This is a genomic window from Mycobacterium sp. DHQP2018-32-09 (assembly GCF_058148405.1).
Window position 1 is genome coordinate 1 of record NZ_JBYVYK010000065.1, and the last position, 23752, is coordinate 23752.

26 protein-coding genes and 1 pseudogene are annotated in these 23752 nt (G+C 70.7%); 15 read left to right on the forward strand and 12 right to left on the reverse strand.

The features are described 5' to 3' along the window. Positions 1–128: 128 nt before the first annotated feature. Together AC30CM_RS24065 and dut are read right to left on the reverse strand one after the other, a co-directional pair. Positions 129–977 carry a DUF3710 domain-containing protein gene (locus AC30CM_RS24065; RefSeq protein ID WP_490119435.1) on the reverse strand — a complete coding sequence of 283 codons (849 nt, stop codon included), beginning with the start codon at positions 975–977 and terminating at the stop codon, positions 129–131. Next, the gene (gene dut, locus AC30CM_RS24070; protein ID WP_490119436.1) at positions 977–1441 is read right to left on the reverse strand and encodes a dUTP diphosphatase; all 465 of its coding nucleotides are present in this window, start codon (positions 1439–1441) and stop codon (positions 977–979) included. Before dut ends, AC30CM_RS24065 begins: the two co-directional genes overlap by 1 nt. Positions 1442–1466: 25 nt before the next feature. On the opposite strand from dut, the gene AC30CM_RS24075 reads away from it, so the two are divergent. Next, positions 1467–1952 carry a DUF3093 domain-containing protein gene (locus tag AC30CM_RS24075; protein ID WP_490119437.1) on the forward strand — a complete coding sequence of 162 codons (486 nt, stop codon included), beginning with the start codon at positions 1467–1469 and terminating at the stop codon, positions 1950–1952. 7 nt (positions 1953–1959) lie between these two features. Here the strand turns inward: AC30CM_RS24075 and AC30CM_RS24080 are convergent, their stop codons facing one another. Further along, positions 1960–2262, reverse strand: coding sequence for a DUF4193 domain-containing protein (locus AC30CM_RS24080; protein WP_490119438.1), 303 nt, complete (start codon positions 2260–2262; stop codon positions 1960–1962). 183 nt (positions 2263–2445) lie between these two features. Between AC30CM_RS24080 and cei the strand changes: the two genes are divergently transcribed. Further along, on the forward strand, positions 2446–3099 hold the full coding sequence (gene cei, locus AC30CM_RS24085) for an envelope integrity protein Cei (RefSeq protein WP_490119439.1): 654 nt from the start codon (positions 2446–2448) through the stop codon (positions 3097–3099). Positions 3100–3121: 22 nt separating this feature from the next. Here the strand turns inward: cei and AC30CM_RS24090 are convergent, their stop codons facing one another. Next, positions 3122–4018 carry an inositol monophosphatase family protein gene (locus AC30CM_RS24090; protein ID WP_490119440.1) on the reverse strand — a complete coding sequence of 299 codons (897 nt, stop codon included), beginning with the start codon at positions 4016–4018 and terminating at the stop codon, positions 3122–3124. Positions 4019–4134: 116 nt separating this feature from the next. Between AC30CM_RS24090 and ppgK the strand changes: the two genes are divergently transcribed. Continuing rightward, positions 4135–4935, forward strand: a complete 801-nt coding sequence (gene ppgK, locus AC30CM_RS24095) for a polyphosphate--glucose phosphotransferase (protein WP_490119441.1) — start codon at positions 4135–4137, stop codon at positions 4933–4935. 117 nt (positions 4936–5052) lie between these two features. Here the strand turns inward: ppgK and AC30CM_RS24100 are convergent, their stop codons facing one another. Beyond that, on the reverse strand, positions 5053–7809 hold the full coding sequence (locus AC30CM_RS24100; protein WP_490119442.1) for an ATP-binding protein: 2757 nt from the start codon (positions 7807–7809) through the stop codon (positions 5053–5055). Between the two features lie 287 nt (positions 7810–8096). Here AC30CM_RS24100 and AC30CM_RS24105 point away from each other — a divergent pair, with 287 nt between their 5' ends. The 3 genes from AC30CM_RS24105 to AC30CM_RS24115 are packed head-to-tail and all read left to right on the forward strand — an operon-like array spanning position 8097 to position 11141. Further along, entirely contained in the window at positions 8097–9605 is a 1509-nt protein-coding gene (locus AC30CM_RS24105; RefSeq protein WP_490119443.1) for an RNA polymerase sigma factor, read from the forward strand. 58 nt (positions 9606–9663) lie between these two features. Next, the gene (locus AC30CM_RS24110; protein ID WP_490119444.1) at positions 9664–10752 is read left to right on the forward strand and encodes a methyltransferase; all 1089 of its coding nucleotides are present in this window, start codon (positions 9664–9666) and stop codon (positions 10750–10752) included. Next, positions 10749–11141 carry a RidA family protein gene (locus AC30CM_RS24115; RefSeq protein ID WP_490119445.1) on the forward strand — a complete coding sequence of 131 codons (393 nt, stop codon included), beginning with the start codon at positions 10749–10751 and terminating at the stop codon, positions 11139–11141. Before AC30CM_RS24110 ends, AC30CM_RS24115 begins: the two co-directional genes overlap by 4 nt. Here the strand turns inward: AC30CM_RS24115 and AC30CM_RS24120 are convergent. Next, the gene (locus AC30CM_RS24120) at positions 11102–11503 is read right to left on the reverse strand and encodes a DUF952 domain-containing protein (RefSeq protein ID WP_490119446.1); all 402 of its coding nucleotides are present in this window, start codon (positions 11501–11503) and stop codon (positions 11102–11104) included. The two genes, AC30CM_RS24115 and AC30CM_RS24120, sit on opposite strands and share 40 nt — an antisense overlap. 128 nt (positions 11504–11631) lie before the next feature. Here AC30CM_RS24120 and AC30CM_RS24125 point away from each other — a divergent pair, with 128 nt between their 5' ends. After that, the gene (locus AC30CM_RS24125) at positions 11632–11823 is read left to right on the forward strand and encodes a DUF7455 domain-containing protein (protein ID WP_241399511.1); all 192 of its coding nucleotides are present in this window, start codon (positions 11632–11634) and stop codon (positions 11821–11823) included. Positions 11824–11886: 63 nt separating this feature from the next. After that, positions 11887–12903, forward strand: a complete 1017-nt coding sequence (locus AC30CM_RS24130; RefSeq protein ID WP_490119447.1) for a YihY/virulence factor BrkB family protein — start codon at positions 11887–11889, stop codon at positions 12901–12903. Here AC30CM_RS24130 and AC30CM_RS24135 read toward each other — a convergent pair. Beyond that, positions 12893–13129 (reverse strand): DUF3039 domain-containing protein, encoded by a 237-nt coding sequence (locus AC30CM_RS24135; protein ID WP_490119448.1) that lies wholly within the window; start codon positions 13127–13129, stop codon positions 12893–12895. The genes AC30CM_RS24130 and AC30CM_RS24135 overlap by 11 nt on opposite strands. A gap of 76 nt (positions 13130–13205) precedes the next feature. On the opposite strand from AC30CM_RS24135, the gene AC30CM_RS24140 reads away from it, so the two are divergent. The 3 genes and pseudogenes from AC30CM_RS24140 to AC30CM_RS24150 all read left to right on the forward strand — a co-directional run bounded on the left by AC30CM_RS24140 (position 13206) and on the right by AC30CM_RS24150 (position 15593). Next, positions 13206–13661, forward strand: a complete 456-nt coding sequence (locus AC30CM_RS24140) for a DUF3099 domain-containing protein (protein ID WP_490119449.1) — start codon at positions 13206–13208, stop codon at positions 13659–13661. 137 nt (positions 13662–13798) lie between these two features. Beyond that, positions 13799–14773: pseudogene (locus tag AC30CM_RS24145) on the forward strand (sigma-70 family RNA polymerase sigma factor); the annotation flags it as partial. A gap of 130 nt (positions 14774–14903) precedes the next feature. Further along, positions 14904–15593: an iron-dependent transcriptional repressor DtxR gene (locus AC30CM_RS24150; RefSeq protein ID WP_490119450.1), complete on the forward strand. Its 690-nt coding sequence runs from the start codon at positions 14904–14906 to the stop codon at positions 15591–15593. Here AC30CM_RS24150 and AC30CM_RS24155 read toward each other — a convergent pair. After that, positions 15574–16719 carry a DUF4192 domain-containing protein gene (locus AC30CM_RS24155; protein WP_490119451.1) on the reverse strand — a complete coding sequence of 382 codons (1146 nt, stop codon included), beginning with the start codon at positions 16717–16719 and terminating at the stop codon, positions 15574–15576. The two genes, AC30CM_RS24150 and AC30CM_RS24155, sit on opposite strands and share 20 nt — an antisense overlap. A gap of 116 nt (positions 16720–16835) precedes the next feature. Continuing rightward, positions 16836–17630, reverse strand: a complete 795-nt coding sequence (locus AC30CM_RS24160; protein ID WP_490119452.1) for a trypsin-like serine peptidase — start codon at positions 17628–17630, stop codon at positions 16836–16838. A gap of 173 nt (positions 17631–17803) precedes the next feature. Between AC30CM_RS24160 and AC30CM_RS24165 the strand changes: the two genes are divergently transcribed. From AC30CM_RS24165 to AC30CM_RS24175, 3 genes are all read left to right on the forward strand, one after another. Next, complete coding sequence (locus tag AC30CM_RS24165) at positions 17804–18835, forward strand: proteasome assembly chaperone family protein (protein WP_490119453.1); 1032 nt, start codon at positions 17804–17806, stop codon at positions 18833–18835. A gap of 43 nt (positions 18836–18878) precedes the next feature. Next, positions 18879–19901, forward strand: a complete 1023-nt coding sequence (locus tag AC30CM_RS24170; protein ID WP_490119454.1) for an alpha/beta fold hydrolase — start codon at positions 18879–18881, stop codon at positions 19899–19901. A 64-nt stretch (positions 19902–19965) separates the two neighbouring features. Continuing rightward, on the forward strand, positions 19966–20664 hold the full coding sequence (locus tag AC30CM_RS24175) for a PhzF family phenazine biosynthesis protein (protein WP_490119455.1): 699 nt from the start codon (positions 19966–19968) through the stop codon (positions 20662–20664). Positions 20665–20671: 7 nt separating this feature from the next. Here the strand turns inward: AC30CM_RS24175 and nrdR are convergent, their stop codons facing one another. After that, on the reverse strand, positions 20672–21133 hold the full coding sequence (gene nrdR, locus AC30CM_RS24180; protein ID WP_490119456.1) for a transcriptional regulator NrdR: 462 nt from the start codon (positions 21131–21133) through the stop codon (positions 20672–20674). Between the two features lie 94 nt (positions 21134–21227). Next, positions 21228–21671, reverse strand: a complete 444-nt coding sequence (locus tag AC30CM_RS24185) for a LysM peptidoglycan-binding domain-containing protein (RefSeq protein ID WP_490119457.1) — start codon at positions 21669–21671, stop codon at positions 21228–21230. Between the two features lie 277 nt (positions 21672–21948). Here AC30CM_RS24185 and lexA point away from each other — a divergent pair, with 277 nt between their 5' ends. Further along, positions 21949–22662 (forward strand): transcriptional repressor LexA, encoded by a 714-nt coding sequence (lexA, locus tag AC30CM_RS24190; protein ID WP_490119458.1) that lies wholly within the window; start codon positions 21949–21951, stop codon positions 22660–22662. 57 nt (positions 22663–22719) lie between these two features. Here lexA and AC30CM_RS24195 read toward each other — a convergent pair. Then, positions 22720–23752: sunset domain-containing protein (locus AC30CM_RS24195; RefSeq protein WP_490119459.1), on the reverse strand; the 1033-nt coding region annotated here is incomplete at its 5' end.

The following is a 23752-nucleotide window of genomic DNA, read 5'->3' on the forward strand; positions in this document are numbered from 1 at the left end:
GCCGCGGGCGGCGGTCCGGACCGTCACGCTCGCCGAGATGGGCGCCGACCCCCGCGTCCTGGGCGCAGCGTGCGTGGACGCCCTGCTGCTCGCCGGGGCGCAGGACGACGCCGAGGGCGGCAGCGCCCTCAGCCGCCGGTGATGGTGCGCAATTGCTGCATCGCCGAACCCTGCTCACTGCGCCGGGCGGCCGCCTGAGCGGGTGGCGCCACCTGCTGCTGGGCGGGCTGCTGGACCGCCTGCTGCTGCGCCGCCTGCTCGGCGGCCATCTGCTGTGCACGGGCACGCAGCCGGTTCACCAGCGTCTCCGACAGTTGCAGCGGCAGCATCGCACGCACCGGCTGCGGCGTATCGCCACGACGGATGACGGTGTCGGCCAACGCCTTTCGCACCTCAGCAGCCATCGCGTCGGCCAACTGCGGCGGGCTGATGGCCGCACCGCGCACCATCCAGCGGTAGCCGTCGACCCCGACGAAGCGCATCACGACGGGCTCCGGGCCGTTCGTCACCAGACCCACGACCTCACGGCCCCACGGCCCGTCCTCGATGCTCACCGTCGCGTTGTCCTTGCGCAGCGAGTCGGCGATCTCGGTGACGATCTCGCGCCACAGCCCCCCGGTCTTCGGCGCGGCCCACGCCGTGACGTTGTACCGCCCGCTGGGGGTGACCATCCACACCGCCGTCGGCGCACCCTGCTGGTTCACCTCGAAGACCAATTCGCCCGACTCGTTCTCCGGAATGAGGACCGCGCCGAGGTCGTGACGACCCACCGCGGCCACGACGGGATCGTCGAAGTCGTCGATGTCGAAGGGTCCGTCCTCGACGGCAGCGTCACCGGCGGCAGCGCCAGCGGGGTCACCGGCGGCAGCGGTGCCCCCGGTGGCGTCGACCGTCCGTCCCGCGTCGTCCACCCGCGCCACGTCCGGCTCCTGCGACCCCTCGTCGCCGCCGCGTCCCTTGCGTCTACCCAGTGCCATCACAAACTCTCGTGTCCGCCGGAGGATCCGTGGCCGCCCGCACCACGGCTTGTCTGTGCCAACCCTGCCTCGTCGAACGAGCTGACCTCGACGAGTTCGGGCAATTCCACCCGTTGCACCAGCAACTGCGCGATGCGATCACCGCGCCGGATGTCGATGGGCTGGTCGGGATCGGTGTTGACGAGCGACACCTTGATCTCGCCACGGTAACCCGCATCGATGGTCCCGGGTGCGTTGACGATCGAAAGTCCCACCCGCGCAGCCAATCCCGAGCGGGGATGAATCAGCCCGACCATGCCGTGGGGAATCGCCACCGCGATGCCGGTGCCCACCAGGGCGCGCCGGCCCGGTGCCAGCTCGACGTCGGACGCGCTGTAGAGGTCGACGCCCGCGTCGCCGTCGTGCGCGCGAGCGGGCATCGGGAGCCCGCGGTCGAGGCGGACGACCGCCAGAGAGGTGGACACGATGCACGAGATTACTCTTGGCCGCGTGTCAGAGACTCGTTCGGCCACCGAAACCGTGCGCTACCGCGAGCGGCTGCGGGTGCCGTGGTGGTGGTGGCTGCCCGGGCTCGGCGTCGCAGCGATCATCGCCTTCGAGGTCACCCTCGGCGTGTCGGCCATCCCCGCGTGGATCCCCTACGTCGTGCTGGGGTTGGTGACCGCCGCGGCGATCACGTGGCTGGGCCGCGTCGACGTCCGCGTCGTCACCGACGCCACGGGCGAGACGGAATTCTGGGCCGGAGCCGCGCACCTGCCGGTCGGCGTGATCGCACGCAGCGCCGAAGTGCCCCGCACCGCGAAGTCCGCCGCGCTCGGACGTCAACTCGACCCCGCGGCCTTCGTCGTCCACCGGGCGTGGGTCGGACCCATGATCCTGGTGGTCCTCGACGACCCGGACGACCCCACGCCCTACTGGCTGGTGAGCACCCGACATCCGGATCGACTGCTCGCCGCACTGCGCGGCGAGTCCTGACGCTGCCTCAGGCCGCGCAGTCCGTGCAGATCAGCTGGCCGTTCTTCTCGCTGGCGAGACGGCTGCGATGATGCACCAGGAAACAACTCGAACACGTGAATTCGTCGGCCTGCTTGGGGATGACCCGCACCGAGAGTTCTTCGCCGGACAGGTCCGCGCCGGGTAGTTCGAACGATTCGGCGGTCTCACCTTCGTCTACGTCGACCGCGGCCGACTGAGCTTCGTTGCGCCGGGCCTTCAGTTCCTCGAGGGAGTCCTCGGAGACCTCGTCGGCCTCGCTGCGCCGTGGGGCGTCGTAGTCGGTAGCCATTTACCTCTTCCCCTCCGTAACCATGCGACAGAGCTTTGTACCAGCGTCGAACGCATCCACCAAATGATTCGTGCCCGCAACCCTCCCGGATGGGATGTGATTTACATCACGAGTGGGCCGACCAGGCGATCGGCACCGCTCCGCGATCGCACCGGCCGTCGGGCATCCCACTAAGGTGCAGGGGTGGTCGCGCACATCACCCAGGGAACAGCCTTCGACAAGCACGGCAGGCCGTTCCGGCGCCGCAACTACGTGCCCGGGCTCGCCGTCCTCGCGGTGCTCGCCGTCGTGGCGCTGGTCGCCTGGGTCATCGCGTTCAACCAGCCCGCCGACGTCCCCGAGGCCGTCGCCTGCAACGCTCCCCCGCCCGCCGAGGGCGGCGGGCCCGCCCCGTCACTGGGTGAGCGCGTCCCTGCGGCCACCATGACCGACGTGATGCCCGCCAAGCTCGCCGACACCAAGATCCGCGTCCTCAATGCCAGCGGCCAGGGCGGCCAGGCCGGTGAGGTCTCGGGTGCGCTGCGCGACCTGGGCTTCGCCCAGCCGACGGCCGCCAACGACGCCGTCTACGCGCAGACCCGGCTGACGTGCCAGGGCCAGATCCGCTTCGGTCCGTCCGGGAGGGCCGCAGCCGCCGCCGTCTGGCTGGTGGCCCCCTGCACCGAGCTGTACCAGGACCAGCGTCAAGACGACACCGTCGACCTGGCCATCGGCACCGAGTTCGGCGAACTGAGCCGTGGCGACGACATCGACGCCATGCTCGCCAGCCTGCGACCCGACGCCACCCAGCCGCCCGACCCCGCGCTGCTCACCAAGATCCACTCCGGCACCTGCTGACCGCGTCGGCGCCCGGATCCGGTCAGCGGACGGGCGCCCCCGCCGCACGCAACGCCGCCGCGAAGTCCGCGGCGATCCCGGGCGCCGCCGCGACGATCAACTCGCCACCGTCGATCGGCGGGAGGTCCAGGACAGCCCCCGCCTCCTGGGCCACCAGCGCGCCCGCGGCCCAGTCCCACACGTGCACGCCGTCCTCGTAATACGCGTCCAACCGGCCCGCGGCCACCATGCACAAGTCCAGCGCGCAGGACCCCACGCGCCGGACGTCGCGGATCTCACCGACCAGCCGGGCCAGCACCTGCGCCTGCTCCTGCCGCTGCCGCCGGTCGTAGGCGAAACCCGTGCCCACCAGCGCCATCGACAGGTCGGCGAGATCGGCGACCCGCAGCGTCTCCACGACGTCGCCGCGGCGCACCCGAGCCCCGAGGCCGCGGGCCGCGGAGAACACCTCGCCGGTCGGCACGTTGGCCACCGCACCCGCCACCGACACCCCGTCGATCTGCACGCCCACCGACACCGCGTACGCCTCGACGCCGTAGACGAAGTTCACGGTGCCGTCGATCGGGTCGAGCACCCACAGCGGCTGGCCGGGTGCACCCAGCACCGCGCCGCCCTCCTCCTCGCCGAGCACCGCCTCGCCGGGACGCAGCTCGCCGAGCCGCTCACGCAGGAAGCGTTCCGTCTCGGTGTCCACGATCGTCACGGGATCGGTCGGCGTCGACTTGGTGCGCACCGCGGGACCCGCCGCCGTCGCCGCCCCCGGCCGTCCGCCGAACACCTCGGCCCGGCGGCGTCGGACGTAGTCGGCGGCGTCGGTGGCGAGGCCCTCGGCGACGACCCGCAGGGCGGCGGGCGTGGCGTCGAGGGCCGTGGTGTCGGCGGGCTGACGAGCGGCGGGCGCGGAGTCGTTGGCGGTCACCCGTCCATCGCAGCACAGAACCCGATCCGCTTGCGCGCCAGCCCGACGCCACGCGATCCCACCGTCTAGTGTTGTGACTCGCGTCGCAGCATCCGATCGTCGAAACAGGAGTGCCCATGACCGACACCGACGGCACCACCGACTCGTCGTCAGGGCACCGCGGCTTCGGCGTCGACGTCGGTGGCAGCGGCGTCAAGGGCGGCATCGTCGACCTCGACACCGGCGCGCTGATCGGCGAGCGGTTCAAGCTTCCCACCCCCCAGCCCTCGACACCGGACGCCGTCGCCAAGACCGTCGCCGCCGTGGTGCGCGAATTCGGGTGGACGGGCAGCCTCGGCGTGACCTATCCCGGCGTGGTCACCGACGGCATCGTGCGCACCGCCGCCAACGTCGACAAGGGCTGGATCGGCACCAACGCGCGGGAGGTCATCTCCGCCGAACTCGACGGCCGCAGCGTCACCGTGCTCAACGACGCCGACGCCGCCGGGATGGCCGAGGAGGAATTCGGCGCGGGCCGCGACAAGTCCGGGGTGATCGTGCTCCTCACCTTCGGCACCGGCATCGGCTCCGCCGTGATCCACAACGGAGTCCTGCTGCCCAACACCGAGTTCGGCCATCTGGAGGTCGACGGCAAGGAGGCCGAGCACCGCGCCGCCTCGTCGGTGAAGGAACGCAAGGACTGGAGCTACGAGCGCTGGACCAAGGAGGTCACCAAGGTGCTCGTCACGATCGAGAACGCCATCTGGCCGGACCTGTTCATCGCAGGCGGCGGCATCAGCCGCAAGGCCGACAAGTGGATCCCCCTGCTGGAGAACCGGACGCCCGTGGTGGCCGCGACCCTGCAGAACACCGCGGGCATCGTCGGGGCCGCCATGGCCGCCGAGGCCGTCGACCTGGGTACCGGCAAGGCCGGCTGAGCCCGACGCGCCGTCAAGGCCGGCTGTGCCCGACGCGCCGTCAAGGCCGGCTGTGCCCGACGCGCCGTCAAGGCCGGCTGTGCCCGACGCGCCGTCAAGGCCGGCTGTGCCCGACGCTCAGGCCTGCCACGCGCGTTCGTGAGCGGGCAGTTCCGCCCTGGCACGCACCCCCAGCTTGCGGTAGACGCGGCTCAAGTTGTGCTCCACCGTCTTCGGGCTGATGAACAGCGCCGCCGCGATGTCGCGGTTGGACATGCCGCCGGCCGCCAACCGCGCCACGCTCGCCTCCGACGGCGTGAGCGTCGACTCGCCGCCGCGCGCCACGGTGACGCGCGCCAGCTCGTTCCTGGCCCGCTCGGCCCACAGCGGCGCACCCATCGACTCGAACGCCGCGACGGCGCCACCCAGCACCGTCGCCGCCACCTGCTTACGGCGTCGGCGACGCGCCAGCTGCCCGCACAGCAACTCCGTACGGGCGCGTTCGAACGGCATGCTCAGCAGCGCGTGTGCGGCCAGCGCCGCCTGCACCGCATCCGCGGCGGCGTCGAGGTCTCCCCGCGCCGCCAGCAGCATCGCCCGGCCGCGGGCGCCGGTGGCCGCCATCCAGGGCCGGTGCATCGCCGCCCCGTTGCGTTCCAGCGGCGCCACCAGCCGCTCCGCGTCGTCGAGCCGTCCCACCGCGACGAGCGCCTCGATGGCATCCGGTAGGAACAGGTTCGTGTACATCTCGGTGCCGCGGCTCGGATCGAAACCGTCGACGAGCGGCTCCAGCACGGCCAGCGCCGCCGCGTAATCACCTTTGGACACCTCGAGAAAGCCACGCACGTACCGGTGCCAGTGCTCGACGAAGCGCGATCCGCACTGGACGGCACCGGCCATGCCCGCCGCCACCTGCTCCCGCGCCTCGGCCTCGCGACCGCGGTGGGCCAGCGACAGCGCCACCTGAATGCGAGCCGTCGCGACCGCGTAGACGCCCTGACGTTCGGCACGTCGCAGCAGCTCCTCGGCGACCACCCCGGCCTCGTCGAAGCGGGCCAGCCAGTTGTTCGTCAGCGCGAGATGCCCGACGGCGTAGAGCAGATCGGCGTCCGACCCGCGCTCGAGCGCCGAGCGCCGGATCTCGAACAGCGTGGCGCGCGCCTCTTCCAGGCGACCCTCCAGCGCCTGGGTGACGGCCCGTACCGCGCGGGCTCGAAACTGGGCGGGCACGTCGGCGTCGGGGTCCTCCAGGTCGAGCGCGCGCCGTAACGCCGCTTCGTCGCACCCCTTGCCGAGCGTGCACTGCAGGGAGACCGCCATGGCCACGGCCTGGCTGATCAACGCGGGCGCCCCGACGCGCTCGGCGTACGCCACCGCGGGCTCCGCGTGGCGCAGCGCCTCGGCATAGGCCCCCTGCATGCCGAGCGCCAGCGCCAACCCCAGTTCGACGTGCGCCGACGTCGACGGATCGTCGCCCACCTCGCGCCGGGCGGCGTGCAGCAGCTCGATGGCGGTGTCGAACTCGCAGTCGTACATCCAGCCGTTGGCCGCCAAGACCAGCGCCGGCACCCGCAGCTCACCGGCGCCGGATCCCGCGAGCACGGGTGCGACGAGGTCGCGGGCGCCGTGCGCGTCGCCCGCCCGCAGCCGGTACCCCGCCGCGCGCAACCGGCGCACCGGGGTGTCCCCGCCCAGCCCCATGGCCAGTTCGACGAGTTCCGCCGCCGCCGCCGACGCGCCGCGGGCACTGGCCGTCTCCGCGGCAGTGTCCAACACGGCCAACGTGTTCGCGTCGGCACTGGCCGTTCCCAAGGCCAGGTGCCGGGCCTGCAGTTCGGGATGACGCTCGACGGCGGCCAGCGTGCGGTGCATGCGCCGCCTGCGCGCCGGCGTCGCCTGCGTGTACACCCCCCGACTCAGCAGCGGATGGGTGAAGCGGACGCGGTCGCCGTCGATCTCGACGATGCCCTCCTGCAGCGGCGCCCGCAGCAGTTCGACCACCTGCGGCACGGTCGCGCCGGTGGCCTGAGCCAGCAGCGACACCGTGGGATCGGACACCGAGGCGGCCGCCAACAGGACGTCGAGCGTGGGCTCGCCGAAGTGCGCGGTGCGCAACCGCACCAGATCGGCCAACGTCGCGGGCAACGCGCCGTCGTGACCGTCACCCGTCTCGATGGCGCGCGCCAATTCCATGGCGTAGAAAGGGTTTCCGGCGGCCACCTCGGCGATGCGCGACATCGTCGCCCTGGGCAGGGCACGACCCAGCCGCTCGCGCACCATCTCCTGCAGCGCACCCACCGACATGGCGCCGAGGCGCATCCGCTCCACCGAACCCGGCGGCGGCAGCGTCAGCCACGGCACCGCGGCCGCGGCGTCGTGGCGCACGGCGCGGGCGGTCACGAGGATGCCGACGCGGCCCGTCACCTCCCGGCACGTCAGATCCAGCGCGAGCCGACTCGACGGATCCAGCCACTGCACGTCGTCCACGGCCAGCAGGACCGGCGATCGCTCGCACAGCAGCCGCACGATCGACAGCAGCGCGGCCGCGGTCACCTGATGGTCGGTCACCGCGCCGTCGGCGCCCGCCCGCAACAGCACCCGGTCCACGGCCAGCCGCTGCAGCGCGGGCAACCGGTCGAAGACGTCGTCACCCACGGGGGTGAGCAGGTCGGCCACGGCCGCGTAGGACAGCACCGACTCGGCCTCTCCGGCGCGCGCCCACAGCACCTGGAATCCCGCGTCGCGCGCACGGGCGATCGCGGCCGACCAGAGCGTGGTCTTCCCGATGCCCGCCTCACCCGAGATCACCAGCGCCCGCGGACGCGACGTGGCGGCGGCGAGCAGCGTGGACACCGCCTGTGAACCCGCCGTGCGCCCAGTGGCCAAGACCGACACCGGACAATCATGGCAGTCGGTCCGGACGACGGCACGTGGTATAGACCGAAGCAGGGCGGAGCCGCCGACTGCGGGACACGCCGTACGCGCCGACGACGACGCGGGGTGCGCACCCGGGCGCGTACCCGTCGGTAACCCCGACCCGGTCCAGGTGGGGTCGCGCGTGGGCGGCTGTCGCCGCCGGTCCACGCGGGCGTTGATTTGGCGCACGAAGCGGGCAGGGGCACACTCTGTCGTTACAATGGTCGACGGCGGCCGCACACGACTGGCGGCGAGCATCCGAGCAGATGCAGACGCCGACACTCGATAGCCGACACTCCGCGGTGGCGCACGCCCACGCCCCCGGATCCGTAAGACCGAAGGGATGCCACGTGGCAGCGACGAAGGCAGAGCCCACCACCGACGAGCCCGTGAAGCGGGCCGCGACCAAGGCACCTGCCAAGAAGGCGGCCCCGGCCAAACGGGCCACCAAGACCGCAGCCAAGGCACCGGCGAAGAAGGCCGCCAAGAAGGCGGCGCCGCGCGCCAAGAAGGCCGGCGAGCCCGACGACGTCGACGCCACCGAAGGCCTCGAGACCACCGACGAACTCGACGGTGAGCCCGGCGACCTCGACGTCGACGACACCGACATCGAACTCGAGGACCTCGACGACGACGATGCCGACACCGAGGCCGACGTCTCCGACGACGAGGACGACGAGGAGGCCGAGGGCGAGACCGCCAAGGCCGCACCCGCCGAGGGCGCCAAAGCCGCGGCCAACGCCGACGACGGTCACGCCGAGCCCACCGAGAAGGACAAGGCCTCCGGCGACTTCGTCTGGGACGAAGAGGAATCCGAGGCGCTGCGGCAGGCACGCAAGGACGCCGAACTCACGGCGTCGGCGGACTCGGTGCGCGCCTACCTCAAGCAGATCGGCAAGGTCGCGCTGCTCAACGCCGAGGAAGAGGTCGAACTCGCCAAACGCATCGAGGCCGGCCTGTACGCCACCCAGCTGGTGGCCGAGAAGGCCGCCAAGGGCGAGAAGTTCACGCCGACCGAGCGTCGCGACATGTCGTGGATCTGCCGCGACGGCGACCGCGCCAAGAATCACCTGCTCGAGGCCAACCTGCGTCTCGTGGTCTCGCTGGCCAAGCGCTACACCGGACGCGGCATGGCGTTCCTGGACCTGATCCAGGAGGGCAACCTCGGTCTCATCCGCGCCGTCGAGAAGTTCGACTACACCAAGGGCTACAAGTTCTCCACCTACGCCACGTGGTGGATCCGCCAGGCCATCACCCGCGCCATGGCCGACCAGGCCCGCACCATCCGCATCCCGGTGCACATGGTCGAGGTGATCAACAAGCTCGGCCGCATCCAGCGCGAGCTGCTGCAGGACCTGGGCCGCGAGCCCACGCCCGAAGAGCTGGCCAAGGAAATGGACATCACGCCCGAGAAGGTGCTGGAGATCCAGCAGTACGCGCGTGAGCCCATCTCGCTGGACCAGACCATCGGCGACGAGGGCGACAGCCAGCTCGGCGACTTCATCGAGGACTCCGAGGCCGTGGTGGCCGTCGACGCGGTGAGCTTCACGCTGCTGCAGGACCAGCTGCAGTCGGTGCTCGAGACGCTCTCGGAGCGCGAGGCGGGCGTGGTGCGCCTGCGGTTCGGCCTCACCGACGGCCAGCCGCGCACGCTCGACGAGATCGGCCAGGTCTACGGCGTGACCCGGGAGCGCATCCGCCAGATCGAGAGCAAGACCATGAGCAAGCTGCGTCACCCCAGCCGCTCGCAGGTGCTGCGCGACTACCTGGACTAGGCACGACACCAAGCGTCGTCCAAGAACCGTGCAAGATCGCTCACCTACCGTGAGCATCATGGGACGAACTCTTCCGCCGGCAGCGGTGATCCGGGCAGTGGGCCGGCTGCGCTCGGCACTGACCACCGTCACCCGCTCCGCCGTACCCGCCAACGTCGCGCTCCTCGAGATCGCGCAGGGCGCCTGGCTCACCCAGGCGCTCTACGTCGCGGTGAAGCTGGGCATCGCCGACGCCCTCCGCGACGGCCCGCGGTCGGCCGCCGACGTCGCCCGCGACGCCGGTTCGGACCCGCAGGCGACGTATCGCATCATGCGGGCGCTGGCGGCCAACGGCGTCCTCGCGCTGCGCCGCGACGGCCGCTTCACCCTGACCCGCGTCGGGCAGCCGCTGCGACGCGACCATCCCGGTTCGATGGCGGCGATGATCGAGATGATCGGCCACCCCGACCACTGGGAGCACTGGGGCAGCCTGCTGCACAGCGCCCGCACCGGCCGCACGGCGGTCGAGCACCTGCGCGGTACGCCGATCTTCGACTATCTCGAGCGCACGCCCGACTACGCGGCACTGTTCCACGACGCGATGACCGGGGTGTCGGCCATGGCGATCGACATGGCCGTGCCGCTCTACGACTTCACCGGCCGCTCGCTCGTCGTCGACGTCGGAGGCGGACACGGGGCGCTGCTGGCCGCCGTGCTGGCCGCCGCGCCCCGGGCGCGCGGCGTCCTGTTCGACCTACCGTCGGTGATCGCCGGCGCCGGAGCCGAATTCGACGCCGCAGGCGTCTCCGACCGCTACACGTCCACGGCGGGCTCGTTCTTCGAGTCGGTCCCCGACGGCGGCGACCTCTACCTTCTCAAGACCGTCATCCACGATTGGGACGACGACCAGGCGCTGACCATCTTGCGCAACGTCCGCACGGCGATCACCGACGGCGGCACGGTGCTACTGCTGGAGCTGGTGCTTCCCGAGGGGGCCGCACCGCACCCGGGCATGCTGCTGGACCTCGAGATGCTGGTGCAGGCCGGCGGCCGCGAACGCACGGCGTCGGAGTACTCGGACTTGTTGGCGCGAGCGGGCTTTCGAGTGACGCGGGTGATACCCACCGCGGGACCGCTGGCCATCGTCGAAGCGGTCCCCGCCCCGTGACGGCCCGGATCACGGTGTCGTCGGGCGCGTCGTGGGAGGACGCGGTCGGATACTCGCGGGCCGTCCGGGTCGGTCCGCTGGTGTGCGTGTCGGGCACCACCGCCCCCGGTCCCGACGTCGGAGCCCAAGCGCGCGAGGCCCTGCGCCGCATCGAAACCGCCCTCGCCGACTGCGGTGCCACGCTGGGCGACGTCGTCCGGACGCGGATGTTCGTCACCGACATCACGCAGTGGGAGGCGGTGGCCGCGGCGCACCGGGAGGCGTTCGGTGACGTCCGGCCCGCGGCGACCATGGTGGAGGTGTCGGCGCTCATCGCACCGGACCTGCTGATCGAGATCGAGGCCGACGCCTACCTGGCGGAGTCGGAGGCGGGCTCGAGCGGCGGATAGCGACGGTCGGCGCCCGGGACGTAGGGCGTGACCTTGGTGACCGCCGCGGCCGGCAGCGGGCCGTACAGGTGCGGGAACAGCATGGCGTCGGGGTCCCCGGGAACACCGGGTTCCCAGCGCACCGGAGCGCCGAGGAGTCCCGGATCGCACCACAGCAGCACCATGTCGGTGCGGTCGGCGTACAGCCGGTTGGCCGGTAGGTGCACCTGAGACGGCGTCGACAGGTGGACGAAGCCGCTCTGGTCGAGCGACGGCGGTGTCCGCCGGCCGGCACGCCGGGCGTCGTCCCATTCGGCCGCGGTGCACAGGTGCAGCAGCGTCGGCGGGGATTCCGGTCCGGGTGGGACCGCAGATGTGGCCATGGCCTCAGTGTGCGCGGGGCGCAACCTGGGTACTAGGTGAGACACGACACACCGGTGAACGCCCAGGGAACAAGGCCGAACGCCCAAACGTCTGACACAGTAGAGAACTACGCGAGATCGGAGGAGTCATGAACGCAACTCTGACCAGTCCCGAACTTACCCGGGCTGATCGCTGTGACCGTTGCGGTGCCGCCGCTCGCGTCAGGGCCAAGCTCCCGTCGGGTGCCGAGCTGTTGTTCTGCCAGCATCACGCCAACGAGCACGAGGCGAAGCTGGTGGAATTGGCGGCCGTCATCGAGGTGAGCCCGGTCGACGCCTGATCCGACGCGCCCGCGCGGCGGCTGCGGGCGGTCGCGCCGATCATCGGGAATGCTGGTCTGGCCATGAGTGACCAGTCCACGCCGGCGCGGCCGTCCAAGCATCATCTCTGGCGCGTGTTCAAGCGCGCCCTCGCGAAGAGTTGGGACGACTCGATCTTCTCCGAGTCGGCTCAAGCGGCCTTCTGGTGCGCCCTGTCACTGCCCCCACTGCTGTTGGGGCTGCTGGGCAGTCTCGCCTACGTGGCGCCGCTGTTCGGCCCCAACACGTTGCTCACCATCGAGAACCAGTTGATCAGCACGGCGGGCAACCTGTTCTCGCGCAACGTCGTTTCCGAGATCATCGAGCCGACGGTCAACGACATCGTCGCGGGTGCGCGCGGCGAGGTGGTGTCGCTGGGGTTCGTCATCTCCCTGTGGGCGGGGTCGTCGGCCATCTCGGCGTTCGTGGACTCCATCGTCGAGGCACACGATCAGACCGAACTCAGACATCCCGTGCGGCAACGCTTCTACGCCCTGGGCCTGTACATCGTCATGCTGCTGGGCACCATCGTCACTGCACCGTTCCTGGCGCTGGGCCCCATCAAGGTGGCCGAATACATTCCCGACAGCTGGGATTCGGTCCTGCGTTACGGCTACTACCCCGTGCTGTTCTTGGCCCTGATGCTCGCGGTGCTGGTGCTCTACCGGGTCTCGCTGCCCGAACCGCTGCCCACGCACCGCCTGATCTACGGGTCGGTGCTGGCGGCGGTGGTGTTCGTGGTGGCGACCGTCGGTCTGCGCATCTACCTGACCTGGATCACGGCCACCGGCTACACGTACGGCGCGTTGGCGACGCCGATCGCCTTCCTGCTGTTCGCGTTCTTCCTCGGCTTCGCGATCATGATCGGCGCCGAACTCAACGCCGCCATCCAGGAGGAGTGGCCGGCGCCCGAGACCCACGCGAGCCGGTTGCGAGAGTGGTTCGAGGACAGGGCAGATCCCACGGATCCCGCGGACGACCAGGGTTCTCAGAACGCCGACGACGCGGCCCGCGAGCCGCGGTCGCGCGACGACGCCCCCGGGCCGAGCCCTACTTCTTGAGCTGCTCGTAGATGCGCTTGCAGTCCGGGCACACCGGCGAGCCCGGCTTCGCCGACCGCGTCACCGGGAAGACCTCGCCGCACAGTGCCACCACGTGGGTCCCCATGACCGCGCTCTCGGCGATCTTGTCCTTCTTGACGTAGTGGAAGACCTTGGGCCGGTCGTCGTCGGTCCCGTCGTCGACCTGTTCGTCGGTGTCGGTGCGCTCCAGGGTGTCGGTCTGCATGGGTCCATTGTGCCTGGCAATACTTCGGTAATACACCGGACGGTTTCACCTCGGTGCGGTGTGGAACAGTAGGAGTATGAAACACGGCCAGGAGCTGAGTTTCGACGATGACGGTCGGCCGGTGCTGATCACTCGAGCGGCGGTGCCGTACGAGGAACAGCATCGCGAACGCGTGCGCAAGTACCTCAAGATCATGTCGTTCCGCATCCCGGCCCTGATCTTGGCCGCGGTCGCGTACGGCATCTGGCACAACGGCCTGATCTCGCTGGCCATCCTCGTCGCGTCCATCCCGCTGCCCTGGATCGCCGTGCTCATCGCCAACGATCGCCCGCCGCGCCGCGCCGAGGAACCGCGCCGGTACGAGTCGCGGCGCAAGATCCCGCTCTTCCCCACCGCCGAGCGTCCCGCCCTGGAGATGCGTGGCGACGAGGGTGCTCGCGGCGAGCCGCGCGGCTCGGGCGAACCGCGATCCGGCGGCGATCCGCGATTCCCCGGCCCGCCGTTCGAGGAGTTCGGCCGCGACGTTCCCTGATGCCGGGAAATCTAGCGCAAATCTCAGGTGATTCTCAGATCGTCGCCGAAAAAGTGCAGGTCAGGAGGTGTGAGACCGGCGCCCGCTGGGAACTCTTGGAACTGGTCCGACGTTGTAGCTCATGACAGTTCCAAGCCGAGCAGGAGGCGCACATGGCACAAGCCACCGCAAGCCGCATCGAGTCCGATCTCGATAGTCAGAGCCCAGCCGCCGACCTCGTCCGGGTGTACCTGAACGGCATCGGCAAGACCGCTCTGCTCACCGCCGCCGACGAGGTCGAGCTGGCCAAGCGCATCGAGGCGGGGCTGTACGCCCAGCACCTGCTGGCCACCAAGAAGCGGCTCGGCGACAACCGCAAGCGGGAACTGGCGGCGGTCGTGCGCGACGGCGACGCCGCCCGCAGGCACCTCCTGGAGGCGAACCTGCGCCTGGTGGTCTCCCTGGCCAAGCGCTACACCGGTCGCGGCATGCCACTGCTGGACCTCATCCAGGAGGGCAACCTCGGCCTCATCCGCGCGATGGAGAAGTTCGACTACACCAAGGGCTTCAAGTTCTCGACGTACGCCACCTGGTGGATCCGGCAGGCGATCACCCGCGGGATGGCCGACCAGAGCCGCACCATCCGCCTCCCCGTGCACCTCGTCGAGCAGGTGAACAAGCTGGCCCGCATCAAGCGCGAGATGCACCAGAACCTCGGTCGCGAGGCCACCGACGAGGAACTGGCCGAGGAGTCCGGCATCCCCGCCGAGAAGATCGCCGACCTGCTCGAGCACAGCCGGGACCCGGTGAGCCTCGACATGCCCGTCGGCAGCGACGAGGAAGCTCCGCTCGGTGACTTCATCGAGGACTCGGAGGCGATGTCCGCCGAGAACGCGGTGATCTCGGAACTGCTGCACACCGACATCCGGCACGTGCTGGCGACGCTCGACGAGCGCGAGCAGCAGGTCATCCGGTTGCGCTTCGGCCTCGACGACGGCCAGCCGCGCACGCTCGACCAGATCGGGAAGCTGTTCGGGCTGTCGCGCGAGCGGGTGCGCCAGATCGAGCGCGAGGTCATGGCCAAGCTGCGCCACGGCGACCGCGCCGAGCGGCTGCGCTCCTACGCCAGCTAGGTAATCGACGTCTGTCACCCCGTGGGGCCCGCCGCGTTTCGCGGCGGGCCCCACGGGCGTCACCCGGCCGGGATGGCCCTCAGATCGACGGGCGTGACCGGTAGACTCTGCCGAGACGGAGGGCGGCACCATGAACGATTTGATCGATACCACCGAGATGTATCTGCGTACCATCTACGACCTCGAGGAAGAGGGCGTGGTGCCCTTGCGGGCGCGCATCGCCGAGCGTCTCGAGCAGAGTGGTCCGACCGTCAGCCAAACCGTCTCGCGGATGGAGCGCGACGGCCTGCTGCACGTCGCCGGTGACCGCCACCTCGAACTCACCGAGAAGGGCCGCGCATTGGCGGTGTCCGTGATGCGCAAGCACCGGCTGGCCGAGCGCCTGCTCGTCGACGTCATCGGGCTGCCGTGGGAGGAAGTCCACGCCGAGGCGTGCCGCTGGGAACACGTCATGAGCGAGGACGTCGAACGCCGCCTGGTGCAGGTGCTGGACAACCCGACGACGTCGCCGTTCGGCAATCCCATCCCAGGTTTGGCCGAACTCGGTGTCGCACATGCCAATCCGGACGACGTCGACCTTGTCCGCCTCACCGAGCTGCCGTCGGGGTTCCCCATCGCGGTACGCGTTCGCCAGCTCACCGAGCACGTCCAGGGCGACACCGTCCTGATCGGCCGCCTCAAGGACGCCGGCGTGGTTCCCGACGCCCGCGTCACCGTGCAGGTCAGCGACCACGGTGGCGTGATGATCGTCATCCCGGGCCACGAGCAGGTCGAACTGCCCCACCACATGGCGCACGCCGTCAAGGTCGAGAAGGTCTGACCGTCCCGGTCGACCGGCGCGGCGGCAACGCCACGCCCAGGGCCGCGGCCACCCGAAATCCGCTGTGCCCCAGCTCCCGGATCTGATCGGGCCGCATCCCCCGATGCAACGCCTCGTCGAGCATCGCCGCCATCGTGTGGGTGGGGTTCGCCTGGAGTGCGGCCTCCAGGCAGATGCCTGCCAGCGGCCCGTCGCCACGCACGTAGGCCGAGAAGGCCAGCAGTGCCAGCGCTTCCGCACGCCACGGTTCCGGCAGCGTCCGGGCCAGGACCAACCACAGCGACTCCGCCTCGGACGCAAGCACACTCACCGCCAAGGCGTAGAGCATGTCGCGCACGCGGGCGTCGGCCATCGCGGTCGTCAACCTGGTGACGGCCACGTCCGACGGCTGCCGCCCCTCGCCCAGCGCCACCGCCGCGGCCACCGCGAACTCGGCGTCCGCCCGCGTCGCGTCGTCGTCGGGATGGAAGTCGTCGTCGGGATGGACGTCGTCGTTGGGATGGACGTCGTCGTTGGGATGGACGTCGTCGTTGGGATGGACGTCGTCGTTGGGATGGACGTCGTCGTTGGGATGGAAGCCGGGGCCACGTGACGCGGCGAGTACCTCCCCCAGCGCGGCGGCGCGTTCCTCGTCGACGATCTCGATGAGCCGCACGACGTCGGACCGACGGCGGTAGAGCTGGCGCCCGTCGAGCACGGCGGCCGCCGCCAGCGGTGACGCCGACGGATCGTCCACCGCGCCGCCGCGACCGCACCCGTCCGCGCATCGCCAGCGACCCCCGGCGGCCACGCTGTCGACGACGTGCGTCGCCCACAACTCGACCTGGTGCTCCTCCAGGGCGTCGGCGAGGTCGTCGGCGGCGTCCGCGTGATCGCGCCCGGCATCGTCGACGAACACCGCGATCACCGCGTCCGCCCCGCCGGCGGCGACGGTGCGGGCCAGCGCGCGGAGTTGATCCTGCGAGAGCGTCGACAGGTCGACGCGGGCGACGCTGCCCAGCTCGCCGTAGGCGAGCGTGACCACGACGAGGGAGGACTCGGGGACGAAGCCCAGCAGCGCGGGCAGCGCGGCGATCAGCGCCCCGGGGTGGGTGAGGTGGAAGTCGGCATCACGGAAGGTCGTCATGGCCCGAACGTGTCAGGCCGGACCGACGCCGCGGCTCGGTGCGGCCGGTCGCGACCGGCGGCTGTGGACGAAGGCGCGACTGGGGACGAAGCCCGCCCCCGACCACGGCGGCCGGTCTAACAGTCGTCCTCGAACTCGGCCGGCGCGGTGTCCCCCGGCCCACCCGCCTCGGCGCGGTGCAGCAACGCGACGATCGCATCGTCCAGCGGCGGCGAGTAGGAGACGCTCTCGTCGCAGCCGCCCCCGTCGAGGCCGCCGGTGAGTCCGATGATCGTCGACCCCGACACCCACGGCGACCCGCTGGTGCCGTCGGACAGTCCCGAGCAGGGCAGCGACGGGAACCCGCGCTCGGCGGCCGCCGTCGGCGCACGGCAGCCGATGGGGCCACCGCCGACACCGAACTCGTAACCGGTCAGCGTCACCTCGGTACCCCGCGTCGGGGCCGAGCCGAGCCGGAAGCCACCACCCGCGGCATCCTCCACCGCCCCGCCGCCGTCGCGGCTGACGCGGGCGATCGCGAAGTCGGCCACCGGGTTCGCATCCTGCACCCAGCGTGGATCCAGGTACACGGTGTCGACGTGCCAGACGTCGTCGTTGCCGGCCTGGTCGTCGAACCCCGGCTCGAAGTAGGTGTCGGCGCCGTCGGCCACGCAGTGCGCGGCCGTCAGGATCAGGTCGCGGGTGGTGGAATCGAGGACGGACCCCGAGCAGGTGTGCATGGTCTCACCGCCCAGGAACACCGCACCGACCCGCGGATCGGGGTTCACGGGCGCAGCGCTGGGTGCGGTTGCCGCGGGGGCGGCGGTGCTGGGCACCGCGGTGACTCCCACCGCGTGGGCCTGATCGACGGCGGTGCTGCACGCCACCGTGACGGCGCCCACGGCCACCAGCGCCGTCACACGTTTCCACATCCCGTCGATTTTGCCCGAAATGCGAGGTCACGGCACGGCGAGGCGGAATCAGCGGACGTCGACCCGCGTTGGGCTGATTGAGTGGGGCTGATGCGGCAAGTCTCCCCACGTGCGCGACACTAGACGGCACGATCGTCGCCGCCCGCGGTGGCGACCGTGGTGAGGAGGCCATCATGGCGGACACGAACCCGGGTCACGAACCCGGGCACACCCCCGAACGCGACGCTGCGCGCGCCGAGTCCGGCCAGCGCTACCAGCCCGAGCCCACGGGCATGTACGAGCTGGAGTTCCCGGCACCCGAGCTGTCGTCCCCCGACGGCAGCGGACCGGTGCTGCTGCACGCCCTGGAGGGGTTCTCCGACGCGGGCCACGCCATCAAGCTGGCCGCCACCCACCTCAAGAACACCCTCGACACCGAACTCGTCGCGTCGTTCGCCATCGACGAGCTGCTCGACTACCGGTCGCGGCGGCCCGTCATGACCTTCAAGACCGACCACTTCACCGACTACGACACGCCCGAGCTGAACTTGTACGCGCTGCGCGACAGCGTCGGCACGCCGTTCCTGCTGCTGGCCGGTCTGGAGCCCGACCTGCGCTGGGAGCGATTCGTCACCGCCGTGCGGTTGCTCGCCGAGCGTCTCGGCGTGCGTCGGGTGATCGGGCTGGGCGCCATCCCCATGGCCGTACCGCACACCCGGCCGGTGACCATGACCGCGCACTCGGCCGACAAGGACCTGATCGCCGATCACGAACCGTGGATCGGCGAGGTGCAGGTGCCCGGCAGCGTGTCCAACCTGCTCGAGTACCGCATGACGCAGCACGGTCACGAGGCCATGGGCTTCACCGTGCACGTGCCGCACTACCTGGCGCAGACCGACTATCCGCCGGCCGCGGAAGCCCTCCTGGCCGAGGTCGCCCGCTCGGGTGGTCTGCAGCTGCCGCTGGCCGAACTCGGTCAGGCGGGGGCCGAGGTGCTGACCAAGATCAACGAGCAGGTGGAAAACAGTGCCGAGGTCGCTCAAGTAGTCACGGCGCTGGAGCAACAGTACGATTCGTTCGTCGCCGCACAGGAGAATCGTTCTTTGCTGACCCGTGACGAGGATCTGCCGAGCGGTGACGAACTGGGAGCCGAGTTCGAGCGTTTTCTCGCCGAACAGGCCGGTGACGAGCCGCCCGACGGGGACGACGGCACCTCGGCCCCCTGACCGGGCTCGAGGACTCGCGCCCCGTGCTCGGTGAGGAGTTGCCATGACGGACCGCAAGCCCAACCTGCGATCGGTGCGTGAGGTGACCCCGACGCTGCAGTACCGCACCATCCACGGGTACCGCCGAGCCTTCCGCGTCGCCGGATCGGGTCCGGTGATCCTGCTGATCCACGGTATCGGGGACAACTCCACCACGTGGAGCACCGTGCAGACCAAGCTGGCGCAGCGCTTCACCGTGATCGCGCCCGACCTGCTGGGTCACGGCAAGTCCGACAAGCCGCGCGCCGACTACTCGGTGGCCGCCTACGCGAACGGGATGCGCGACCTGCTCGGCGTCCTCGACATCGAGCGGGTGACCGTCGTCGGGCACTCCCTGGGCGGCGGTGTCGCGATGCAGTTCGCCTACCAGTTCCCGCAACTCGTCGAGCGCCTCATCCTGGTGGGCGCCGGCGGCGTGACCAAGGACGTCAACGTGGCATTCCGCGTGGCCTCGCTGCCGATGGGCAGCGAGGCGCTCGCGTTGCTGCGGCTTCCGCTGGTCCTGCCTGCCGTCCAATACGCAGGCAAGCTCGGCGGTCTGGTCCTCGGCAAGAAGGGTGTCGGGCGCGACCTGCCCAACGTCCTGCGCATCCTCGCCGACCTACCCGAGCCCACCGCGTCGTCGGCGTTCGCGCGGACCCTGCGCGCCGTCGTCGACTGGCGCGGTCAGGTGGTCACCATGCTGGATCGCTGTTATCTCACCGAATCGGTTCCCGTCCAACTGATCTGGGGTTCGCACGACTCGGTCATCCCGGTGGAGCACGCACGCATGGCGCACGCTGCGATGCCGGGGTCGGCGCTCGAGATCTTCGACGACTCCGGCCACTTCCCGTTCCACGACGATCCCGACCGCTTCGTGGAGGTGGTGCAGAAGTTCATCGACGCCACCGAACCCGCCGTGTACGACCAGGAGTCGTTGCGCCAACTGCTGCGCTCCGGCGCCGCCGAGGACGCGATCACCGGGCCCGCGGGCACCCGGCTGGCCGTGCTCGACGCAATGGGCACCGACGAGCGCAGCGCCACCTAGAGACTGATCGGAGCCTGATCGCAGGCGGGCGACGCCGCGCGCCGTGCGTCGTACGATCGGTGTCATGGCCATCGACGTCCACGTGCTTCGCGTCTTCACCGCCGACGACGGCAGCCACGGCAATCCACTCGGGGTGGTGGACGCCGCCCTGGTGGCGCCCGCCGATCGGCAGCGGCTCGCCACCGACCTGGGGTACAGCGAGACCGTCTTCGTCGACGTCCCGGCCCCGGGGTCGACCACCGCCTCGGCCCACATCTTCACGCCCACGACCGAACTCGGGTTCGCCGGGCATCCGACGGTCGGCGCGTCCTGGTGGCTCGCCGATCGCGGGACGCCGGTCCGCACGCTGCAGGTACCCGCCGGCATCGTGCAGACGTCGCAGGTGGAGGTGGCCGGCGGCGTGGTCACGGCGGTGCGTGCGCGGTCGGATTGGGCGCCGGAGTTCGTGATTCACGACATGGCATCGGTCGAGGCCGTACTGGCCGCCGACCCCGACGACTTCAGCGACGACGTCGAGCACTATCTGTGGGCGTGGTCGGACGAGGCCGCCGGAGCCATCCGCTCGCGAATGTTCGCCCTGCCCTTCGGAATTCCCGAGGACGAGGCCACCGGAGCGGCTGCGGTCCGCATCACCGACCATCTCAGCCGAGACCTGACCATCACCCAGGGCAAGGGCTCGCGCCTGCATACGTGGTGGGATGCCGAGGGGTGGGTGCAGGTCGCCGGGCGCGTCGTCGACGACGGCGTCCGGCGCGTCGACTGAGCGACGTTCAGCTGGAGGCGGTGTGCCGGTGCGCCCGCAGCGCCTCGATCTCACGCTCGAAGTCCTCGGCCGACGAGAACGAGCGGTACACCGAGGCGAATCGCAGGTATGCCACCTCGTCGAGATCACGCAGGGGGCCGAGGATGGCCAACCCGACCTCGTTGCTCGGCACCTCCGGGGAGCCGGTGGCACGCACCGCGTCCTCGACCTGTTGGGCGAGCAGGTTGAGCGCATCGTCGTCGACGTCGCGGCCCTGACAGGCGCGCCGTACCCCCTTGACGACCTTCTCGCGGCTGAACGGTTCGGTGACGCCGCTGCGCTTCACGACCGCCAACACCGCCATCTCCACCGTGGTGAAACGCTTGCCACATTCGGGGCACGACCGCCGACGCCGAATCGCCTGACCCTCGTCGGTCTCGCGTGAGTCGACCACCCGGGAATCGGGGTGACGACAGAACGGACAGTGCACAACCGCTCCTTCGCCGCCGGCTGCCGGCCCTGACGTACCGGTCGGGTACGAGCGTACCGATGGGCGGCTGCACGTATCACGGCGCATGGCAGGCTCAGCCAATCGGCGCGATGAGCGTCTGGCCCGCATTCAGCGACGCCGACTGCAGTTCGTTGAGTTCGCGGATCTGATCGACCACCGCACCGACGGGCGCCTCGGGGGCCACGCGCTGGGCCAGCTGTTGCAACGACTCCCCCGCCTGCACCTGGACGACCGCCAGCTCGTTGGGGATGGTCTCCGGCGTCTGGCTGGCGGCGCCGAACTGTGCGACGAGACCGAGCCACACCGTGATGCCCGCGGCCACCAGGGCCAGCAGCACCGTGGTGGCCGGCGTGATGGGCTTGCGACGGTGCGAGGCCCGCGACGTCAGCACCCCCGGGCTGCGGTAGTGCAGCGGGGCGCCGGCCGGCCGGCGTCGGGCGGCCGTGCGACGGGCCGGTCCCCGGCGCACGGGGCGCGCGACGATGTCGGTGGGGTACTCGCGGGTGATGATCGTCATGTCGGTGCCTTTCACCTCGACCGTGCGAACCCTCGTTCGCTCCTGTGTTCGAACTATATTCGCTCAGGTGTTCGATGTATAGAACACGTGATCGAATCGTTGCAGACGATATCGAGGGGGTCTGACACGTCAGGTCTGCCGGGCAGCCGCCCGCGCCCCCGCCGCCTTCCCGACGCGTTCCCAACGCGCCCGCACCCGCGTCCGCGCCGCGATCCGGGGCCGACACGCGTCGAACACATGTTTGATTATCGCCGCGGTGGCGACTAGATTCGGCCACATGAGTGACAGCAGCGACACGCGAGACGGCTCCGACGCACGTCGCGCGGGCGGTCTCGACACGAGCCTGACCGAGCGCCAGCGCACCATCCTGGAGGTCATCCGGACCTCGGTGACCACCCGCGGATATCCGCCCAGCATTCGTGAGATCGGCGACGCCGTCGGGTTGACCTCGACGTCGTCGGTCGCCCATCAGCTACGCACGCTGGAGCGCAAGGGATACCTGCGCCGCGACCCCAACCGCCCCCGCGCGGTGGACGTGCGCGGCGCCGACGACGTGGTGACCCCCACCGGGACTCCCAGCGTGGCCACCGACGTCGCCGGATCCGATGCCCTGCCGGAGCCCACGTTCGTGCCGGTGCTCGGACGCATCGCCGCCGGCGGACCCATTCTGGCCGAGCAGGCCGTGGAGGACGTGTTCCCGCTGCCGCGCGAACTCGTCGGCGAGGGCTCGCTGTTCCTGCTGAAGGTCGTCGGCGAATCGATGATCGACGCGGCGATCTGCGACGGCGACTGGGTCGTGGTGCGTCAGCAGAACGTCGCGGACAACGGCGACATCGTGGCGGCGATGATCGACGGCGAGGCCACGGTCAAGACCTTCAAGCGCACCCGTGGTCAGGTGTGGCTGATGCCGCACAACCCGGCGTTCGACCCGATCCCCGGCAACGACGCCGCGATCCTGGGCAAGGTCGTCACCGTCATCCGCAAGATCTGAGCGGCGCTTCCGGCCGCCGCGCCGCGGCGGCCGGAAGCCCGACGGAACCCGGAGCGGTCAGGCTCGCACGAAGCCGTTTGTCAGCGCGAATTCCTCACTGGCGAACCAGATGTCGGCGGCGGCGCGCTCGTACTGGCTGCTCCCAGGCAACCAGTACACGCCCGACTTGGTGTCTGCCTTGACCGGGTAGCCGCGGGGCGCACCGTAGGGATCGTCGTGCGCCAGCCGCAGGGACGTCTGCGACGGCGCGGGTTCGTCCACCTGAACGGCGGCGTGCCGCCCGCTGGGCGGGCCGCTGACCGGTTCCGCCTCTGCCTGCGACATGGAGCCGTCCTCGACGTCGGCCGGGAGTGCCCACCCGGCCGCCGCAGCGGCCGTGTCCGGTTCGCCCGCTCGAAGGCCCACCGGCGCCGCGACGCCGTGCGCGGCGAACTCCGTGCGCGGCTCGTCACCCTCGACGTCCTCGGGGCCGACGTCCGGTTCGTCCTCGAGGTCGCGTTCGAGGTCGCGTTCGTCGGCGATGCGGATGGGACCGGTGTCGATGTCGTCCTGGTCCTCCGTCAGATCGGCCCGGTGGCCTTCCCCGCGCCCCTGTCCGTGGTCGTGCTCGTCGTCGTGCTCGTGGTCCTGCCCGTGGACGTCGCCGGCCGACGTGGCCCCGGCGTCCTCGTCGGCGGGCATGGCCCAGGCGCTCAACGGCACGTACGGCTGGTCCACGGTGTGCACCGAGGCCGGGCTCGCGCCCTCGACGGCGCCGAAGGCGAAGGTGCGGTCGTCGGAGTCCTCGTCCGACTCGGCGTTCGCCGGGCGGCGGTCCTCGGGCCCGCCGTCGTAGTCGCCGTCGTAGTCGCCGTCGTAGTCGGAGCCATAGTCGGAGCCGTAGTCGCCGCCGTAGTCGTCATGGTCGTCGAACCGGTCCAGCGGCTCCCGGTCGTCGCGCCGACGCCGCTGGAACAGCACCGCGGCCACCACGGCGCCGACCAGGATCAGCACGGGCACGATGGCCAGCGCCCACCACCACTTCTGGTACCACTTCTGCCCACCTGCCGCGGTGCCGGGCTCCCCCGCCTGCGGGGTCTGCGGCGGGCCC

What these genes read in the sequence shown, in the direction of transcription:
- ppgK (WP_490119441.1), top strand. Translation starts at nt 4,135, where the DNA reads ATGACCGACACCGACGGCACCACCGACTCGTCGTCAGGGCACCGCGGC.
- AC30CM_RS24125 (WP_241399511.1), top strand. Translation starts at nt 11,632, where the DNA reads ATGAACGCAACTCTGACCAGTCCCGAACTTACCCGGGCTGATCGCTGT.
- AC30CM_RS24105 (WP_490119443.1), top strand. Translation starts at nt 8,097, where the DNA reads ATGCAGACGCCGACACTCGATAGCCGACACTCCGCGGTGGCGCACGCC.
- AC30CM_RS24130 (WP_490119447.1), top strand. Translation starts at nt 11,887, where the DNA reads ATGAGTGACCAGTCCACGCCGGCGCGGCCGTCCAAGCATCATCTCTGG.
- AC30CM_RS24140 (WP_490119449.1), top strand. Translation starts at nt 13,206, where the DNA reads ATGAAACACGGCCAGGAGCTGAGTTTCGACGATGACGGTCGGCCGGTG.
- lexA (WP_490119458.1), top strand. Translation starts at nt 21,949, where the DNA reads ATGAGTGACAGCAGCGACACGCGAGACGGCTCCGACGCACGTCGCGCG.
- AC30CM_RS24080 (WP_490119438.1), bottom strand. Translation starts at nt 2,262, where the DNA reads ATGGCTACCGACTACGACGCCCCACGGCGCAGCGAGGCCGACGAGGTC.
- AC30CM_RS24170 (WP_490119454.1), top strand. Translation starts at nt 18,879, where the DNA reads ATGACGGACCGCAAGCCCAACCTGCGATCGGTGCGTGAGGTGACCCCG.
- AC30CM_RS24065 (WP_490119435.1), bottom strand. Translation starts at nt 977, where the DNA reads ATGGCACTGGGTAGACGCAAGGGACGCGGCGGCGACGAGGGGTCGCAG.
- AC30CM_RS24160 (WP_490119452.1), bottom strand. Translation starts at nt 17,630, where the DNA reads ATGTGGAAACGTGTGACGGCGCTGGTGGCCGTGGGCGCCGTCACGGTG.
- AC30CM_RS24110 (WP_490119444.1), top strand. Translation starts at nt 9,664, where the DNA reads ATGGGACGAACTCTTCCGCCGGCAGCGGTGATCCGGGCAGTGGGCCGG.
- AC30CM_RS24175 (WP_490119455.1), top strand. Translation starts at nt 19,966, where the DNA reads ATGGCCATCGACGTCCACGTGCTTCGCGTCTTCACCGCCGACGACGGC.
- AC30CM_RS24135 (WP_490119448.1), bottom strand. Translation starts at nt 13,129, where the DNA reads ATGCAGACCGACACCCTGGAGCGCACCGACACCGACGAACAGGTCGAC.
- AC30CM_RS24150 (WP_490119450.1), top strand. Translation starts at nt 14,904, where the DNA reads ATGAACGATTTGATCGATACCACCGAGATGTATCTGCGTACCATCTAC.
- AC30CM_RS24120 (WP_490119446.1), bottom strand. Translation starts at nt 11,503, where the DNA reads ATGGCCACATCTGCGGTCCCACCCGGACCGGAATCCCCGCCGACGCTG.
- AC30CM_RS24155 (WP_490119451.1), bottom strand. Translation starts at nt 16,719, where the DNA reads ATGACGACCTTCCGTGATGCCGACTTCCACCTCACCCACCCCGGGGCG.
- AC30CM_RS24185 (WP_490119457.1), bottom strand. Translation starts at nt 21,671, where the DNA reads ATGACGATCATCACCCGCGAGTACCCCACCGACATCGTCGCGCGCCCC.
- AC30CM_RS24165 (WP_490119453.1), top strand. Translation starts at nt 17,804, where the DNA reads ATGGCGGACACGAACCCGGGTCACGAACCCGGGCACACCCCCGAACGC.